At 71.4% G+C, this 16,394-nt stretch carries 17 protein-coding genes; 7 read left to right on the forward strand and 10 right to left on the reverse strand.

Annotated elements, in window-relative coordinates; all coding sequences use genetic code 11:
• Positions 1–42 precede the first annotated feature (42 nt).
• The 3 genes from ACZ63J_RS14260 to ACZ63J_RS14270 all read right to left on the reverse strand — a co-directional run bounded on the left by ACZ63J_RS14260 (position 43) and on the right by ACZ63J_RS14270 (position 4,489).
• The gene (locus tag ACZ63J_RS14260; RefSeq protein ID WP_465400848.1) at positions 43–1,758 is read right to left on the reverse strand and encodes a phosphatidylglycerol lysyltransferase domain-containing protein; all 1,716 of its coding nucleotides are present in this window, start codon (positions 1,756–1,758) and stop codon (positions 43–45) included.
• A 37-nt stretch (positions 1,759–1,795) separates the two neighbouring features.
• Positions 1,796–3,775, reverse strand: a complete 1,980-nt coding sequence (locus ACZ63J_RS14265) for an acetoacetate--CoA ligase (RefSeq protein ID WP_465400849.1) — start codon at positions 3,773–3,775, stop codon at positions 1,796–1,798.
• Between the two features lie 84 nt (positions 3,776–3,859).
• The gene (locus ACZ63J_RS14270; protein WP_465341591.1) at positions 3,860–4,489 is read right to left on the reverse strand and encodes a dienelactone hydrolase family protein; all 630 of its coding nucleotides are present in this window, start codon (positions 4,487–4,489) and stop codon (positions 3,860–3,862) included.
• 146 nt (positions 4,490–4,635) lie between these two features.
• Here ACZ63J_RS14270 and hisC point away from each other — a divergent pair, with 146 nt between their 5' ends.
• The gene (hisC, locus tag ACZ63J_RS14275) at positions 4,636–5,691 is read left to right on the forward strand and encodes a histidinol-phosphate transaminase (RefSeq protein WP_465341592.1); all 1,056 of its coding nucleotides are present in this window, start codon (positions 4,636–4,638) and stop codon (positions 5,689–5,691) included.
• Here the strand turns inward: hisC and ACZ63J_RS14280 are convergent.
• The 4 genes from ACZ63J_RS14280 to ACZ63J_RS14295 form a co-directional block, all read right to left on the reverse strand.
• Positions 5,681–6,454, reverse strand: coding sequence for a sulfite exporter TauE/SafE family protein (locus ACZ63J_RS14280; protein ID WP_465314082.1), 774 nt, complete (start codon positions 6,452–6,454; stop codon positions 5,681–5,683). The two genes, hisC and ACZ63J_RS14280, sit on opposite strands and share 11 nt — an antisense overlap.
• Before the next feature lie 78 nt (positions 6,455–6,532).
• Complete coding sequence (locus tag ACZ63J_RS14285) at positions 6,533–6,865, reverse strand: hypothetical protein (RefSeq protein ID WP_465400850.1); 333 nt, start codon at positions 6,863–6,865, stop codon at positions 6,533–6,535.
• Between the two features lie 197 nt (positions 6,866–7,062).
• Positions 7,063–7,416: a VOC family protein gene (locus tag ACZ63J_RS14290; RefSeq protein ID WP_465400851.1), complete on the reverse strand. Its 354-nt coding sequence runs from the start codon at positions 7,414–7,416 to the stop codon at positions 7,063–7,065.
• Positions 7,413–8,024 (reverse strand): GNAT family N-acetyltransferase, encoded by a 612-nt coding sequence (locus ACZ63J_RS14295; RefSeq protein ID WP_465439477.1) that lies wholly within the window; start codon positions 8,022–8,024, stop codon positions 7,413–7,415. The genes ACZ63J_RS14290 and ACZ63J_RS14295 overlap by 4 nt, the downstream gene beginning before the upstream one ends.
• A gap of 56 nt (positions 8,025–8,080) precedes the next feature.
• Here ACZ63J_RS14295 and ACZ63J_RS14300 point away from each other — a divergent pair, with 56 nt between their 5' ends.
• Positions 8,081–8,764, forward strand: a complete 684-nt coding sequence (locus ACZ63J_RS14300; protein ID WP_465401008.1) for a FadR/GntR family transcriptional regulator — start codon at positions 8,081–8,083, stop codon at positions 8,762–8,764.
• Positions 8,764–9,576: a class I SAM-dependent methyltransferase gene (locus ACZ63J_RS14305; protein ID WP_465400852.1), complete on the forward strand. Its 813-nt coding sequence runs from the start codon at positions 8,764–8,766 to the stop codon at positions 9,574–9,576. Before ACZ63J_RS14300 ends, ACZ63J_RS14305 begins: the two co-directional genes overlap by 1 nt.
• On the opposite strand, the gene ACZ63J_RS14310 is transcribed toward ACZ63J_RS14305, so the two are convergent.
• Complete coding sequence (locus tag ACZ63J_RS14310; RefSeq protein WP_465341597.1) at positions 9,573–10,070, reverse strand: FBP domain-containing protein; 498 nt, start codon at positions 10,068–10,070, stop codon at positions 9,573–9,575. The two genes, ACZ63J_RS14305 and ACZ63J_RS14310, sit on opposite strands and share 4 nt — an antisense overlap.
• 64 nt (positions 10,071–10,134) lie before the next feature.
• Between ACZ63J_RS14310 and ACZ63J_RS14315 the strand changes: the two genes are divergently transcribed.
• Entirely contained in the window at positions 10,135–11,628 is a 1,494-nt protein-coding gene (locus ACZ63J_RS14315) for an adenylate/guanylate cyclase domain-containing protein (RefSeq protein WP_465400853.1), read from the forward strand.
• Here the strand turns inward: ACZ63J_RS14315 and ACZ63J_RS14320 are convergent.
• Complete coding sequence (locus tag ACZ63J_RS14320; protein ID WP_465400854.1) at positions 11,616–12,611, reverse strand: beta-ketoacyl-ACP synthase III; 996 nt, start codon at positions 12,609–12,611, stop codon at positions 11,616–11,618. The two genes, ACZ63J_RS14315 and ACZ63J_RS14320, sit on opposite strands and share 13 nt — an antisense overlap.
• A gap of 213 nt (positions 12,612–12,824) precedes the next feature.
• On the opposite strand from ACZ63J_RS14320, the gene ACZ63J_RS14325 reads away from it, so the two are divergent.
• The 3 genes from ACZ63J_RS14325 (at position 12,825) to ACZ63J_RS14335 (ending at position 15,136) form a co-directional block, all read left to right on the forward strand.
• Positions 12,825–13,298 (forward strand): Lrp/AsnC family transcriptional regulator, encoded by a 474-nt coding sequence (locus tag ACZ63J_RS14325; RefSeq protein ID WP_465314074.1) that lies wholly within the window; start codon positions 12,825–12,827, stop codon positions 13,296–13,298.
• A gap of 58 nt (positions 13,299–13,356) precedes the next feature.
• Positions 13,357–14,577: an MFS transporter gene (locus ACZ63J_RS14330; protein WP_465400855.1), complete on the forward strand. Its 1,221-nt coding sequence runs from the start codon at positions 13,357–13,359 to the stop codon at positions 14,575–14,577.
• Positions 14,578–14,731: 154 nt separating this feature from the next.
• Positions 14,732–15,136, forward strand: a complete 405-nt coding sequence (locus tag ACZ63J_RS14335; RefSeq protein WP_465400856.1) for an SsgA family sporulation/cell division regulator — start codon at positions 14,732–14,734, stop codon at positions 15,134–15,136.
• An 89-nt stretch (positions 15,137–15,225) separates the two neighbouring features.
• Here ACZ63J_RS14335 and ACZ63J_RS14340 read toward each other — a convergent pair whose 3' ends face one another.
• On the reverse strand, positions 15,226–16,329 hold the full coding sequence (locus ACZ63J_RS14340) for a S1 family peptidase (protein ID WP_465400857.1): 1,104 nt from the start codon (positions 16,327–16,329) through the stop codon (positions 15,226–15,228).
• Positions 16,330–16,394 lie beyond the last annotated feature (65 nt).

A 16,394-nucleotide genomic window follows, 5' to 3' on the forward strand; every position in this document is an offset into this window, starting at 1 on the left:
ATAGGTTACACACCCCCCGGACCACCTCCGAAGGCACCCCCCTCACGCTCGGCGCAGCAGTCTGAGCAGGCGCGGAGATCGTCCGCCGAGACCTTCGGCCTCGAACGTCGCGATGCCGACGCGCGGGAGTTCGCGGACGCCCGGGTACACCAGGTAGCGCGGCACCCAGCGCGGCTGGAACTTGGCGTTGAAGCGGTACAGCGTCTCGATCTGGATCCAGCGCGAGAAGAAGTGGAGCACCTTCGCGGACATGCGCGCGACCGGGCCGGCGCCGATGCGCTGGCCCTGCTCCATCAGGGCGCGGAACGCCGCGAAGTTCAGGGACACCTGCTCGACGTCGTGCCTGCGGGCGGCCAGCAGGAGCTCGGAGATCATCAGCTCGTTGACACCGTTGTCGGCCGTGCGGTCGCGGCGCATGACGTCCAGCGAGAGACCCTTCGAGCCCCACGGCACGAACTGGAGCACCCCGCGGACCCGGCCACCCTGCTCGGCCGTCACCAGCACCGATCCCGTGTCCCCCATGCGCCCCAGCGCCATCGAGAAACCACGCTCGGTGTCCGTGCCGCGCCAGTTCGCGGCCAGGGCCTCCAGCTCGGCCAGCTCGCCCGGGCGCAGGTCCTCCGTGCGGCGCACCAGCACCTTGTAGCCCGCGCGCTTGGTGCGCGCCGCGGCCTGGCGGACGCCGCGCATGGTGCGGCCGTCCAGGGTGAAGTCCTCGACGTCGACGACGGCTTCGTCGCCGATCTCCAGCACCTCCAGGCCGAACCGGGCCCAGACCGTCGCGCCGAGCTCGGAGACGCCCATCGCCGCCGGGACCCAGCCGTTGCGGCGGCAGACCTCCAGGTACTCCTCGATCGCGCCCGGCCACGCCTCGTGGTCACCGAGCGGGTCGGCCGAGCAGAGCGCCACCCCGGCGATCACGCGGTAGGTGACCGCGGCCTTGCCGGTCCGGGAGAACACCGCGAACTTGTCCCGGCGCAGCGCGAAGTACCCGAGGGAGTCACGCTCGCCGTGCTCGTCCAGGAGCTTGCGCAGGCGCGTGACCTCGTCGTCGGTCAGCCGCGGCGCCGGCTCGGCCGAGCGCAGCAGGAAGTACGCCGACACCAGGACGGCAGCAAGACCGAACAGCAGCCCGACGGCGGCCGTCATGTCCTCCAGCCACATCTGGTGGAAGACCGCGGGCCCGCTGGCCCCGACGAGCGCGAGCGCGGACTCCGCCAGCCGGTCCGGGAAGCTCAGCGGCTCCAGCACCGCGTGGGACGCCACGGACAGCAGGATGACGTTGATCACGAACCCGGCCAGCACCAGCTGCAGGAACACGCGCACCGCGCGCCAGCGTCCGACGACCGGGTCCGGTTTCGCGACGAAGTAGCGGCGGTTCGCGATCAGGCCCACCAGCAGCACGACCGACACCAGCCCGGCGCCGAAGACGTGCCGCAGGCCGAGGTGCGACACCGTGAGCAGCACCGTCGCGCCGACCGCAAGCTGCCACGCCCGGCGCTTGCGACGCCGCAGGCCGGCGGCCAGCAGCACCAGCAGCACGCCCGTGACCAGCGCGATCGTCGCCGCGGCGACGGTGGCGTCCTGCGGCAGCTCCAGCCACTCCGACAGACGCCCGCGCAGGTTCCGGCGCCCGGCCGGCACCAGGACCGACACGAGTGTCATTAGTCCGGCCAGCCGGGTCACCCAGGTGATCACCCCCACGGTGGTGGCCCCCGCCACCCGCCAGGTGGTCTGCGCGCGTGTCCCCGTCACCACCTGTGCAACCCGTTGCAGGCGATCATGCTTCCCCCATCTACCCCCCGGCGAGCTCCACGAACGGCGTCAGCGCCGCCGGGTTGGCCAGCGCGTCGCGGCTGACGGCCCGGTCGGGAGCCACACCGGCGAGGATCTTCTTCACCGGTACCTCACACTTCTTACCGTTCAAGGTACGAGGAATCTCGGAAACCACGACGAACCGATCGGGTACATGGCGCGGTGACAGGGCGCTACGGAGCTCCTTCCGCAACGTCGGCTCGATGTCTTCGATCTTGACGCCGTCCGCGAGCACCAAGAAACAGATCAGCTGACCGTCCTCGTTCCCGGCCGCCGAGGTGTCCACGACCAGGGAGTCCGCGATCTCGTCGTACCCCTCGACCACCCGGTAGAACTCCGCCGTGCCCATCCGGACGCCGCCGCGGTTGAGCGTCGAGTCGCTGCGGCCGTAGATCACCGCCGAGCCGCGGCTGGTGATCCGGATCCAGTCGCCGTGGCGCCACAGCCCCGGGTACATCTCGAAGTACGCCTCACGCAGGCGCGAGCCGTCGGGGTCGTTCCAGAAGAACACCGGCATCGACGGCATCGGCTTCGTGATCACCAGCTCGCCGACCTGCTCGACGACGGCGTTGCCGGCCTCGTCGAACGCGGTGAGCGCGGCGCCCAGCGCCGGGCAGGAGAGCTCACCCAGCCAGACCGGCACGTCGGGCGCGGACGCGACGAACGCCGCGCACAGGTCGGTGCCGCCGGAGACCGAGCAGATCTGCACCTTCGGGCCGATCTCGTTCACGATCCACCGGAACCCCTCGACGCTCAGCGGCGCGCCGGTCGAGCCGAGCGCGCGCAACGCCGTCAGGTCGTAGCGCTCGGCGGGCCTGATGCCCTTCTTGAGGCAGCTCTGGATGTACGGCGCCGACGTACCGAAGTAGGTGACGCGGTGCTGCTCGGCCAGGTGCCAGAGCGCGTTCAGGTCCGGGAAGCCCGGGTTGCCGTCGTAGAGCACGATCGTCGTGCCGACCAGCAGGCCGGAGATGAGGAAGTTCCACATCATCCAGCCGGTGGTGCTGAACCAGAAGAACCGGTCGCCGGGCCCGAGGTCGGTCTGCAGCGCGAGGGCCTTGAGGTGCTCCAGCGTGATGCCGCCGTGGCCGTGGACGATGCCCTTCGGCAGGCCCGTGGTGCCGGACGAGTAGAGCACCCACAGCGGGTGCGCGAACTCGACGGGCTCGAACAGCAGCGGCGCGCCCTCGTGCTTCGCGAGCAGCTCGGCCCAGTCGTGCGCGCCCTCGAGCCGGCCCTCGCCGACGTACTCGACGACCACGGTCGCGGCCAGCGACGGCAGCTTCTCCCGCAGGTCGGCGACCGTCGTCCGGATGTCGAACTGGCGGCCGTTGTACGCGTAGGCGTTGACGGCGAAGAACAGCTTCGGCTCGATCTGGACGAACCGGTCGGCGACCGCGCGGACGCCGAAGTCGGGTGAGCACGACGACCAGACCGCGCCGATGCTCGCCGCCGCGAGGAACGCGACCAGCGTCTGCGGGCAGTTCGGGGCCAGCGCGACCACCCGGTCGCCCTTGCCGACGCCCAGCTCGAGGAACGCCGCCCGGGCCGCCGCGACCTGCGCGCGAAGCTCGCCGTACGTCAGCTGGTCCGCGAAGCCGTCTTCGCGGTGGAAGATCACCGCGGTCTCGTCGTCACCCTTCGCGGCGCCCGCGACGCCGGGGGTGAGCGCGTGCTCGGCGTAGTTCAGGGTGCCGCCCTGGAACCAGACGGCGTTCGGCATCTCGCCCGCGAGCACCTCGCCCGGCTGGTCGTGCCAGCGGACGCCGAGGAAGTCCGCGACCGCCTGCCAGAAGTCCGGGCCGCGGTCGACCGAGAACTCCCAGAGCGAGCGGTAGTCGTCCACCTCGACCCCGCGCTCGGCCCGCAGCCACTGGCGGAAGGCTTCGATCTTCGTGTCGGCAACGTGGCTCGGCTCGGGGCGCCAGAGCACTTCGGGGGCGTCGGCGGTGTGCGTCACGCCCCGAGCCTAATCCCTCGGATCACGAAGTCACTGTGGTCGAAACCGACACTCGGCCCGCCCCGGGTGTGGCGGGCGCCGACATCACCGCAGGTGCGCGTCGAACCAGTTGAGGGTGCGCTGCCAGGCCTCGGCGGCCGCGCCGGGGTCGGCGTCGAAGCGGTGGTTCGCACCCGGGTAGTGGACGACGTTCGTGGCGACCTTCGCCGACGCCGCGGCGTCACGCAGCCGCTCCACCTCGGCGCCGCCGGCCTCGTCACCGGCGTCGCCGTACATGCCGAGCCACGGGCTGGTGAGCCGACCGGCAATCTCGACCAGCGCCGGCAGCTCCGCGACCTGCTGGCCGCCGACGCTGACGGCGGCCCCGAGCCTGCGGTGCGAGGCGACCACGAGCGCCGCGGTGCCGCCGAGGTCGAAGCCCATGACGCCGAGCAGGTCGGCCTGGACTCCGCGTTCGACGAGCCACGCGAGTGTGATGTCCGTCGCGTCGAGGAGGTCCTGCTGCGTCAGCTGGTCGTTCTCGAGGTGCGGGGTGACGGTCAGCCAGCCTTCGAGGGCCAGGCTCGCGAGCAGCAGTTTCACACCGTCGGTGACGCCGTCCGCTTCGTGCAGCACCACCAGGCCACCGCGTAGCGCGCCCTCGGGTTCCGAAAAGGTCAGGCGGAGGGCACGGCCGTCGGTGCGCTGGTAGTCCACGGTGCTGGTCGACGTCATTGCGTCACTCAATCACTTCGAGGTGAACGGAAGGAACCCAGTGTCGCAGGTAACTGCACCGGCAACCGTTTGAAGGGACTCGCGTGGTGGCGGCCGGAAAAGATACGGTGACGGGGTTGTCCCGTTCAACCGGAGGAGCGCCGAAGATGTCGTCCGTGTCCCCGCGTGCCGATCTCGAATCGTTGCCGAAATACATCCCCGGCCGGACGATCGAAGGCGCCATCAAGCTGGCGAGCAATGAGGTGCCCGGCGGTGCGCTGCCGAGCGTCGCCCGCGCCATCGCCGAAGCCGCCGCGGGAGTCAACCGGTACCCGGACACCGGCTCGCAGCTGCTGCGCGAGCGGCTGGCGCGCGAGCTGGACGTGCCGGTCGAGCGCGTCGCGATCGGCTGCGGCTCGGTTTCGCTGTGCCAGCAGACGATCCAGGCCGCGTGCGCGCCCGGCGACGAGGTCATCTTCGGCTGGCGGTCGTTCGAGGCCTACCCGATCGTGACGCAGGTGGCGCACGCCGTCTCCGTCAAGGTGCCGATCACCGAAGGCCAGGAGCTCGACCTCGACGCGATGCTCGCGGCGATCACCGACCGGACGCGCATCGTCTTCGTCTGCAACCCCAACAACCCCACCGGGACGGCGGTCCGCCGCGCCGAGCTCGAGCGCTTCTTGGACGCGGTCCCGCAGCGCGTGCTGGTCGTGCTGGACGAGGCGTACAAGGAGTTCGTCACCGATCCGGAAGTTCCCGACGGCATCGAGTACACCCGCACACGCCCGAACGTCATGGTGCTTCGCACGTTCTCGAAGGCGTACGGGCTCGCGGGCCTTCGAGTCGGTTACGCCGTCGCGCCGGAAGCGGTCGCCGACGCGCTTCGCCAGGTGTACGTGGCCTTCTCGGTGAACATGCTCGCGCAGGTCGCCGCGTTGGCGTCGCTCGACGCGGCGGACGAGCTCTTGGCGCGCTGCCAGGAGATCATCGCCGAACGCGGCCGGGTGCGCGACGAGCTGATCGCCGCCGGGTACCGGGTGCCGGAGACGCAGGCGAACTTCGTCTGGCTGCCGCTCGGGGACCAGGCCGTGCCGTTCGCCGAGCACGCGCTGGACCGCAAGCTGGTGGTGCGCCCGTTCGCCGGTGACGGCGTGCGCGTGACCATCGGGACCCGCGACGAGAACGACCTCTTCCTGGCCGCCGCGCGGGAGTTCAGTCGCTGAACTGCTTGACCACCAGCTGGATCACGGCGGCGACGCCGATCACCACGATCACGCCGCGCAGCACCGCCGGCGGCAGCTTCCGGCCGATCTTCGCGCCGAGGAAGCCGCCGGCGGTCGAGCCGACGGCCAGCCACAGCACGACGGGCCAGCTGATCGGCGCGACGAACGCGTAGATCACCCCGGCGACGACGTTGACGACGGCGGCGAGGACGTTCTTGACGCCGTTGAGCTTCTGCAGCGGTTCCGACAGCAGCATCCCCATGACGGCCATCAGCATCACGCCCTGCGCGGCGGTGAAGTACCCGCCGTAGATGCCGATGAGGAAGATGAAGAACATCAGCAGCGGCCCGGCTTTGTGCTCTTCGCCGTTGTCCTCGCGGCGCTTCGCGACCCACTTCGAGACGCGCGGCTGCACGATCACGAGGATCACGGCGAGCCCCACGAGCACCGGGACCACGGCCTCGAAGGCGTCCTTCGGCAGCGACAGCAGCAGGATGGTGCCGCCGATGGCGCCGAGGAACGACGCGACGGCGAACTTGGCGGTCTGCCGCCAGTAGCCGGTGAGCTCGTGCCGGTAGCCCCAGGCGCCGCTGAGGGTGCCGGGCGCGAGCCCGATCGCGTTGGACGTCGTTGCCGTCACCGGCGGGTACCCCAGCGCGACCAGGACGGGAAAGGTCACGAGGGTCCCCGACCCGACCACGGCGTTGATGGTGCCGGCCCAGATCCCGGCGACCACGATGATCACCGCGTGCCACCACGTCATGAAGCGCTCACGTGCGGAGCCTAAGCATGGTGGGCCACTCCCGCGACGCGGATGTGTCTGGTCAGACACTTCCGTCGGCTAGATCAGGGCGCGGAACTCGCCGAAGAGCGCGACCACGTCGTTAAAGGCGGCGGAGCAGCCCTTCCCGCCGGCGCCGCCGTTGCTGGTGAACCACTCTTCGCACCCCTGAAGGACATCCGCCTGCTTGCCGGTTTCGTCGAGCTTCCCGAGCGCCGCGGTGAAGCGGGAGGCGTCGGGATCGGCCTTGATCTTGGCCTGCGCCTCGGCGACGCCCGACCGCACGGCGGCCACGGAGTGGTAGCAGTGGGACAGGTCCGGCACGCAGGAGAGCAGGACACTGCCGATCGCGTCCAGCTTCGTGACCTCCGCTTCCCCGAGGACGGTCGCCAAGGATCGTGCGGTCGTGGGCGCCGCCGAGGTCGGGGGTGCGGGTGGTGGCGGTGCGGGTGTCGGTTCCTGGGCACCGCCGCACGCGACAAGCAGGAGTCCGAGTGCCCCGATCCCGGCAAGGCGCAGGTTGGTCACGTCGCTCCCCTCGGCCGTCGAGCCGCAACGGTACGGCCGGGACTCGGGGACCGGTCCCCCGCTCACAGCGGCGTGAAGACGCAGAACTCGTTGCCTTCCGGATCGGCCATCACCTCCCACTCGAGGTCTCCGCCGCGCGGCCGGATCAGCGTCGCGCCGAGTTCCGCCAGCTCCGCCGGGTCGCCGAAGACATCCAGGTGCATGCGGTTCTTGACCGTCTTCGCCTCGGGCACCGGGTTGACCCAGATGAGCGGCCCCTTCCCCGCCGGGTCGACGATCGGGACGGGCCAGTCGTCCGGGCGCTCGTCGCCGGTGAGGGAGTCACGGCGGACGTAGCCCATCGCCCGGCACCACCAGTCGGCCAGGGCCTGGTGGTCGGTCGCGTCCAGTGCGAGGTCCTTGAAGCGTGCGGTCACGGCGCTCCTTCCGGCACGTGCGCGGGGACGACCTCGGACTCCACCCGCCAACCAAGCGCGCCGTACAGCCCGCGCCCGGCGGCCGAAGCCAGCAGGACGCTCGACCGCGCCCCCGCGGCGACGCCCAGCCGGTGCATCACCACGCGGCCGAGGCCGCGGCGCCGGTGTTCGGGCTCCGTGACGATCCGGTCGAACACCGCCACCCCCGAATACACCGCGACCCAGCCGCGGGCCGCCGGCGCGCCCGAAGCGGTCACCGCCACCTCCCACACCGGGCCTTCGCCGCTGACCGTCACCGCGTAGGGCGCTGGGACCTCGGCGGGCGGACAGACGCCCTCGAACGTCATCAGGTACTCCGTCTCCCCCACCTCCCATTCCGCTGTCAGCCCCTCGACCACCGCGGGACGCGAGCCGCACGTCTTCAGCCACGTGCCCGGCGCCGCCACCGTCCGCGCCCGCGCGGGCACCGCCGACGGCGACCGCAGCAGGTAGCGGACGCGGTGCCACGGCAAGCCGACGTCGACGCGGTAGCCGTCCGGCTCCTCGACCGGTGGTGGTGTCGCCCGCGACACCGCCCAGCCCCGCACCCACGCCCCCAAGATGTCCATGCCGGTGATCATGGCAGCCACCCCCGACAGTTTCCGGAGCTGAGAAGATGGACGCTGTGGACACCGAGCAGGTCTGGAGCGCGACCGTCGACCGGCTGCGGTCGCTGATCGACTCCGGGAAGCTGCCGCCGGGCTCGCGGCTGCCCGCCGAACGTGTCCTGTGCGAGGACCTCGGCATCAGCCGCGGGTCGCTGCGGCAGGCGCTGCGCGTGCTCGACTCGATCGGCTACGTCCGGATCCGCGCCGGCTCCGGCACCTACGTCCGTGAGCAGCAGGAACAGCCGTTGCGCACCTGGTTCACCGAGCACGACCAGCTCGTCGAGAAGCTCTTCGACCTGCGCGCGACCGTCGAGCCGACCCTCGCCGAACGGCTCGCCCGGCACGCCACCGCGAAGACCGTGAGCCGCCTCGAGGACAACGTCGACGAGATGGCGAAGGCGGCCGAGGACGGCGACATGCTGCACGTCATCGCCGCCGACGCCGAGTTCCACCGGGTGATCGCGCAGAACGCCGGCAACGACGACGTCGCCGGGCTGCTGCGGTCGGTGCTCGCCCTGGTCGGCGAGGAGCGGCGGCTGGCGCTGCGGCTGCCCGGCCAGATCCGCAAGGCCGTCGACGAGCACCGCGCGATCCTCGACGCCATCCGCCGGTCCGACCCGGCCGCGGCCCGCGAGCTGACCCTCAAGCACCTGGTCGACGCCAAGACCTACGCCCACGACTTCGCCGCGGAGGAGCGCTGATGGAGAAGGTGCACTTCACCGAAGAGAAGGCCACGATGCTGGCCACGCTCTACGGCCGCGCGCTCGACAGCCGCGAGGCCGACCCCGTGCTCGGCGACCACGCCGCCGATGAGGCCGTCCGGCGGATCGACTACGACTTCGCCCAGCTCGGCATCACCCGCGACAGCGCGGTGAGCATCGTCCTGCGGGCGAAGCCGATCGACGCCTGGGCCGCCGACTACCTCGCGAAGCACCCGGACGCGATCGTGCTGCACCTGGGCTGCGGCATGGACACCCGGTTCCAGCGCCTCGCCCCGCCGGAGACCGTGCACTGGTACGACGTCGACTACCCCGAGGTCGTCGAGCTGCGCGAGAAGCTCTTCGCGCCGGCGCCGCACCACACGAACATCGGCACCTCGGTGACGGACTTCGCGTGGCTCGACCAGGTGCCGTCGGACCGGCCGGCGCTGATCGTCGCCGAGGGCCTGACCATGTACCTGGACCCGGAGAAGGGCCACGAGCTGATCCGGCGCCTGGTCGCGAAGTTCCCGTCCGGCGAGCTGGTCTGCGACGTCTTCAACCGGCTCGGCATCAAGGCGCAGAAGCTGAACACCCCGGTGCGCCGCGTGGGCGCGACCCTGCACTGGGGCGTGAACGACCCGCACGAGCTGGAGCGCGACGGCCTCACGATGGTGTCCTCTTTGGACGCCGCGCACTGGTCGACGCCGGAGGTCATGGCCCGGCTGCGGCCGTTCACCCGGTTCCAGCTCCGGCTGGTGAAGTACGTGCCGCCGCTGGCGAAGATGGCGCACATCGTGCGGTACCGCTTCTAACGGGACTCAAGCACCCGCGCGACGAACTTGTGCACCCGCTCCTCCAGGCGCGCGAGACGCTGTTCGAGCGTCAACGTCTCGTGCGGCTGGGGCACGTCGGACTTCAGCTCCCCGCGGACGTACTGGTTGCACCCCAGGTTCCCGCAGGCGTAGATGCCCAGCGTGTTGCCTTCGCGGCCGAGCTTCCCGGCGCGCCTGCCCGAGAACAGCGTGATGTCGGCGAGCCCGTGGGTCGTGGTGCAGAAGCCGCAGATGTTGCTGCGCAGCCGGGACTTCGGCGCGGGAGCGGCCCGCAGGGCGAGCCCCACCACTTCGCCGCCGTAGGGCAGCACGAGGTAGGCGCGCCCGGGCGCCTTCGGGTCACGCCAGCCGAGGAACTGCCGCCGCTCCCACGGGATCTCTTCGGGCCGGGCGGGCAGCGTCACACCCTTGGCTTCGCCGCGGGTGCAGTTGACGAACGACGCCCGGATCTCCTCCTGGCCGAGTGACTCCATGATCCGCACCGTAACCAGCGGCCACCGGCGGTGGCCACGGATTTTCGGCCGTACGATCAACGCCGTGCGCAAGATCGCCGTGAAGAACTTCCGGGTGGTGTTGCGCACCAGCCTGGGCTTCGCCGGGCTCGGCGTCGGCTCCAGTGTGGCCGGCTCCGGGGTGGTCGCGCTGCTGCTGGTGCTGCAGGGCCTGCCGAAGGACGTCGGCGAGCGGGGGTGGGTGCTCGGCCTGACCGCGGGCGGCATCGTTGTCGTGTCGCTGCTGGCCGGGACGCTGTGGACCGCGTGGCTGCAGCGCCGCACCGCGGTCTGGTTCGTGCTCGGGCGGCCGCCGTCCGAAAGCGAGGCGAAACGCGCGCTGCGGCTGCCGGTCGACATGGCCGTGGTCAGCGGCACCCTCTGGCTGATCGGCACGCTCGTGCTCGCCGTCCTGGCCGGCGTGCTCGGCTCCGGCGAGGACGCCGCCGGCATGGCGACCGTCATCGGGCTCGGCGGGCTCACCACCGTCGGCCTCACCTACCTCGCGGCCGAGTGGGTGGCGCGGCCGGTGATGACGATCGCGCTCGGGATCCTGCCGCCGCGGGGCTCGCTGCCGGTCACCGTGCTGACCCGGCTGGTCGTCACCTGGGCGCTGGCCAGCGGGGTCCCGTTCGTCGGCGTGCTGCTCGTCGCCACCCCGCCGGACCTCGGCGCCGGCAACCCCACCGCGAGCCTGGTCATGCTGTCGGTGATCGGCCTGGTGGTCGGCGCGATCGGCACGGCGCTGCTGGCCAGGGCGGTCGCGGCGCCGCTGCACCGGCTGCGGGTGGCGCTCGACCGGATCGCGCGCGGCGACACCACCGTCGCGGTCGACGTCGACGACTCCAGCGAGATCGGCCTGCTCCAGACGTCGGTGAACCAGCTCGCGTCCGGGCTGCGCGAGCAGGCGCGGATGCGGGACCTCTTCGGACGGCACGTCGGCGCCGACGTCGCCCGGCACGCCCTGGAGTACGGCGCCTCCCTATCGGGCGACGTCCGCGAGGTGACGGCGTTGTTCGTCGACGTCGTCGACTCGACCGCGCTGGCCTACCGCACCCCGCCGGAGGAGCTGGTCGGGAAGCTGAACCGGCTGTTCGCCGCCGTCGTCTCCGCGGTCGACGCGCGCGGCGGGCTGGTCAACAAGTTCCAGGGGGACGCCGCGCTGTGCATCTTCGGCGCCCCGACACGGCTCGCGGACGCGCCCACCGTCGCGCTCGCCGCCGCCCGCGCGATCCGGGACGCCGTGCGCGACGCGGGTGAGCTCGACCTCGGCATCGGCGTCTCGACCGGCCCGGTGTTCGCCGGGCAGCTGGGCACCAGCAGCCGGCTCGAGTACACCGTGATCGGCGACGCGGTGAACGAGGCCGCGCGGCTCACCGAGCTGGCCAAGGCGACGCCGTCACGGATCCTCGCCAGTGACGCCGTCGTCTCCTCGGCCCTGCCCAGCGAAGCCGCGCACTGGGTGAAGCACGGCGAGCTGGAGCTGCGCGGCCGCCAGGCGGCGACGCCGACCTGGACCGCGGAACCTCAGGCCGGCTGACCCAGGTCCGGCCAGGTCAGCACCGTCGAGCCCCAGGTCAGGCCCGCGCCGAACGCGCTGAGCAGGACCCGGTTGCCGGGGGTGAGGGTGCCGTCGCGCCGGGCGTCGTCCAGCGCGAGCGGGATCGACGCGGCGCTGGTGTTGCCGACGCGGTCGATGTTGGCGACCACGGCGTCGGCCGGCATGCCGAGCTGCTTCGCCGTCGCCTGCAGGATCCGGATGTTCGCCTGGTGCCCGACGAACCGGTCGACGTCGCCGACCATCCAGCCCGCCCGCTCCAGCACGGTGCGGGACGACTCGGCCATGCGCGCGCAGGCGTGCCGGAACACCGCGGTGCCCTGCATCGCGAGGAAGCGGTCACCCGGGTCGTCGGAGAGCCGCTTGCGCGCGCCGCCGGCCTCGACCCACAGCAGCTCGGCGTGCTCACCCTCGCTGTGCAGGTCGAACGGCCCGAACGCGCCGGGCTCGCCGGCGTCGCCGGCCCGCAGCAGGACCGCGCCGGCGCCGTCGCCGAAGATCGGCACGGTGGTGCGGTCGGCGGGGTCGATGAGCGTGGTGAAGGTGTCGGCGCCGATCACGAGGACCCGCTCGGCGAGGCCGCCCGCGATGAACCCCGCGGCCGTCGCCAGCGCGTAGACGAAGCCGCTGCAGACGGCGTTGACGTCGAACGCCGCGGCCGTGCCGAGCCCGAGCCGGGCGGCGACCTGCGGTGCGCTGGCCGGGCAGGGCTGGTCGGGCGTGGAGGTGGCGAGGACGACCATGTCGGCGCCGGTGCCGGCGGACGCCAGCGCCCGGCGGCCGGCCCCGACCGCGAGGTCCACTGTGGACTCGCCGGGCCCGGCGACACGGCGTTCGCGGATGCCCGTGCGGGTCCGGATCCACTCGTCCGAGGTGTCGAGCCGGGCGGCGATCTCGTGGTTGTCCAGGACTTTTGTCGGCAACCACGAGCCGAGACCGGTCAGCACGGCGGCAGGTGCGGGCACGGGAGAGCCTCCCCACGCCGGCGGGTTGGCGGAGCGACCGGCTGGTCTTCCACTTGTATGGGCTACCCCCTGGTAGACCGGTCAGTTGTGTTCCAGCTCACTCAGAAAGTTGTTTCATCTTCCCCTCGTACGGAGTAGTGAGCGGCGTCACGGCCGAGTGAGCCGACGGCGAACTCGCGGCAAATCGTCGGGGGTCCCCGTTAGCCTGCTGGGGTGCAGACTCCCGACCTCGACCAGCTCGACATCGCCATCCTCGCCTGCCTCCAGGCGGACGCCCGCACGATCGCCGAGACGATCGGCGCGAAGGTCGGGTTGTCGGCCGCGGCGGTGCAACGGCGGATCAAGCGGCTGCGGGAGGCAGGGGTGATCGAGCGCGAGGTCGCGGTGCTGTCCCCGCAGGCGCTCGGGCTGAGCATGACCTTCGTCGTCATGGTCGAGATGGAGCGCGAGAACCTCGCGGTGCTGGACGCGTTCCGCCGCCAGATCCTCGCCGACGACTGCGTGCAGCAGTGTTACTACGTCACCGGCAACGCGGACTTCGTGCTGATCGTGACGTGCCCGGACATGAGCGGCTTCGAGGCCTTCACGCGGCGGATGTTCTTCGACAACCCGAACGTCCGGCACTTCACCACGAGCGTGGCGATGGACCGGGTGAAAGTGGGGCTCAACCTGCCGCTGGGCCCGTAGGCGACGGCGCGGCCGGGTCGCAGCGATAGTCTGGAGTGCTGCCTTTCCGGGGGGAAGCATGCTTCGACATCGCCGGGTCTTCCTGGCCGCCACCCTGATCGACGCGCTCGGCAGCGGGCTGTGGGTGCCCTTCGCGCTGCTGTTCCTGGTGCACGGCCAGGGCATGGGCCTGCTCGACGCGGGGACGTCGCTGAGCACCGGCGCGCTGCTCGCGCTCGTCAGCGGGCCGGCGACCGGCGCCGCCATGGACCGGTTCGGGCCGCGGGCGCTGCTCGTCGCCGGGAACCTCGTGCGGATCGCGGCCTTCTGCGCCTACCCACTGGTCCACACCAGCTGGCAGGTGATCGTGGTTTCGGTGGTCGCCGGCTTCGGCGACCGCCTGTTCTGGACGTGCAACGCGCCGATGGTCGCGCGGCTCACGTCCGGGAGCGAAACGGACCGGATGCTGGCGGCGCAGACGGTGGGACGCTTCGCCGGCGCGGGGGTCGGGGCGGCGGCGACCGCGGTGCTGCCGACCATCACGAGCCCGTGGGCGTTCCACCTGCTCGCGTACGTGAACGCGGCGAGCTTCGCGCTCGCGGCCGTCCTGATCGGCTCTCTGCCCGAGCTTTCACGTGAAAGCTCCCACCTGGGGCCCGAGCTTTCACGTGAAAGCCCGGGTTGGCGGGCGGTGCTCGGGGACCGGCCGTTCACCGGGTTCTGCGTCACCCACATGGCTTTCACGCTCGCCAGCGCGAGCAAGTTCGCGGTGCTGCCGATCGTCGTGCGCGACCTGCTGCACGGTCCACAGTGGATCGCCGGGACCGCGATCACCCTGGGCACCGTGGTCGTCGTCACCACGCAGCGCCCGATCGTCACGCTGCTGGCCGGCCGCAGCCGGACGACGGTGCTCATCGGCTCCGCCGTCCTCTTCGCGGTTTCCTTCACTCTGCTCGTCCCGTTGGAAATCGTCCCCCTGCCCGTGGCCACCGGGCTGATCCTCCTGACCAGCCTCGGCTTCTCGGTCGCGGAGACGATGTTCGGGCCGACGGGCACCGCCACGGCGGCCGCGGCCGCCCCCCGCGGCGCCGAGGGGCGCGCCAGCTCGGTCTTCCAGCTGTCCTGGGGCCTGCCGGTCGCCCTCGCGCCGGGCCTGCTGGCCGCCCTGCTCAGCGTCGGCAACGCGCTCACGTGGTCCGTACTGGCCCTGACCTGCGCGGGAGCCGTCCCGGCCCTGCTCGTGCTGCGGAAAAAGCTGCCGGACGCGCTGCGCGAGCCGTCACCACCTGTCGCCGGCTGAGCGCAAGGGGTATGTGCCCGGCGTTACACCACAATGGACGGATGCAACCGATCAAGTGAACGTGAGAGTTTCTCCGTCATGACGATCGGCCCTGGTCATCTCCTTGCCGAACAGTTCGCGCCGCGCGAACCGCCACCGGACTCCAGGAGGGGCCATGCACACCGACGCCGTTCACCAGAGCCAGTTCGTGGTGCTGAACGAGAGCACCACGCCCGTCCTCTCGCGCCTCTCCTACCACGCGCACGAGCCGTTCGCGGTCACCGTCGCGTTCCGGACCGAGCGCGGCCGGTGGATCGAATGGACCTTCGCGCGTGACCTCCTCGTGGCCGGGCTCGACGAGCCGGCCGGCCTCGGTGACGTCCGGGTCCGCCCGGACCTGTCCGAGGACGAAGACTTCCTCACCCTCGAAATCGAGTCACCGGACGGTTATGCGTCGTTCGAGCTCGAGGTCGAGGACGTCCGTACGTTCCTCGACGCGTCCTGCGAACTGGTGCCGCTCGGCGAAGAGAGCGCGCACTTCGACGTCGACGGGCTGATCGAGGAGATCAGCAACGTCTGACCCCTGACCTCCCATTCCCGCGGCGAGGACAAGGGCGGGTTTCGAGTGCGCTGGAGGCACTCGAAACCCGCCCTTCGCTGTTTCGCGGGTCAGCTGGTCTTCAGGGTGGTGCCGGTGCCGGAGAGCGCGCCGGCGATCGGGTAGAAGTAGGTCACGGACGTGTTGCCACCGGACAGGATGCCCTGCGCCGAGTTGCCGCTGATGAAGCCGCCGCCCGAGTCACCGGCCGCCGAGCGGACGTTGGTCGCGGTCATGCCGTTGACCGTGCCTTCGGCGTAGCGGACGCTCTGGTTCTTGGCGCCGATCGTGCCGCAGGTCCAGCCGGTGGTCGAGCCGGCCTTGCAGACCGAGGTGCCGGTCGCCGCGTTCGACTGCCCGCGCACGGCGGTCCCGTTGTTCATCTGCGCGACGGGGGTCCAGCTGCTGTTGGTCCGGACCGCCGCGTAGTCCACACCCGGGAACCGGTAGGTGATCCAGCTGCCGAGCGCCGCGCCGTTGGACCCGGTCAACGAGCCGCCGCCGGTGAGCGCGCCACAGTGCCCGGCGGTGACGAAGCCGGTCGTGGTCGAGAACCCGACCGAGCACCGCGACGAGCCGCCGATGTAGTAGGCGTCACCACCGCGGATGTTGGCATGCAGGGCCGGTTTCGCGGCCGCGTCGAGAATCGTCACCGACGACTTGTCCACACCGGACCGCGTGAGGAACGCGTCGGCGGCGGCGCGCTGCCCCGACAGGACGGAGAGCGTGACGCGGTTGGTGGCGGAGTCCACCCCCCAGCCGGTGATCGCGTACGGCGCCGAGCTGTCGAGGGCCGTGAACTTGTCCACAGTGGAGTCGAGCTGGCGGGCGCTGAACTTCACGACCTCCGCCTCGGCCCCGGACGCCTGGATCTTCGCGACCTCGGCGGCGTTCGTCGTCTGGATGTGCGCCTTGCCCGTGGCGGCGTTGTAGGTGGCGCCACCGAACGCGTCGCCGAGCGTCGCGCTGACGGCTTCGGTGACCTTGTTCGCGACGTCCTCGCTCTTCAGCCGCGTCAGCACCTGGTCGTGGGTCAGGCCCAGGTCCCGCTGCATGGCGGGGACGATGTCCGGGTTCAGCAGGTCCTGGCCGGACGCGGGCACGGCGAGCGCGGTGAGCGCGCCGGTCGCCATGACCGCGGTGGCAGCGGCACCGAGAAGTCTCGCGATCTTCATGCTTCTCCCTAGCTGGTTACGCGCGGCTCCGCACCGGCCACGCAGTGGTACTCCCCCGGGTGAGG

The organism is Amycolatopsis sp. NPDC104863, assembly GCF_055582965.1.

Coding starts and splice junctions, on each gene's coding strand:
- ACZ63J_RS14270 (WP_465341591.1), bottom strand. CDS start 4,489: ATGACGTCGACCAGCACCGTGGACTACCAGCGCACCGACGGCCGTGCC.
- ACZ63J_RS14340 (WP_465400857.1), bottom strand. CDS start 16,329: ATGAAGATCGCGAGACTTCTCGGTGCCGCTGCCACCGCGGTCATGGCG.
- ACZ63J_RS14280 (WP_465314082.1), bottom strand. CDS start 6,454: ATGACGTGGTGGCACGCGGTGATCATCGTGGTCGCCGGGATCTGGGCC.
- ACZ63J_RS14295 (WP_465439477.1), bottom strand. CDS start 8,024: ATGGACATCTTGGGGGCGTGGGTGCGGGGCTGGGCGGTGTCGCGGGCG.
- ACZ63J_RS14310 (WP_465341597.1), bottom strand. CDS start 10,070: ATGGAGTCACTCGGCCAGGAGGAGATCCGGGCGTCGTTCGTCAACTGC.
- hisC (WP_465341592.1), top strand. CDS start 4,636: ATGTCGTCCGTGTCCCCGCGTGCCGATCTCGAATCGTTGCCGAAATAC.
- ACZ63J_RS14305 (WP_465400852.1), top strand. CDS start 8,764: ATGGAGAAGGTGCACTTCACCGAAGAGAAGGCCACGATGCTGGCCACG.
- ACZ63J_RS14330 (WP_465400855.1), top strand. CDS start 13,357: ATGCTTCGACATCGCCGGGTCTTCCTGGCCGCCACCCTGATCGACGCG.
- ACZ63J_RS14335 (WP_465400856.1), top strand. CDS start 14,732: ATGCACACCGACGCCGTTCACCAGAGCCAGTTCGTGGTGCTGAACGAG.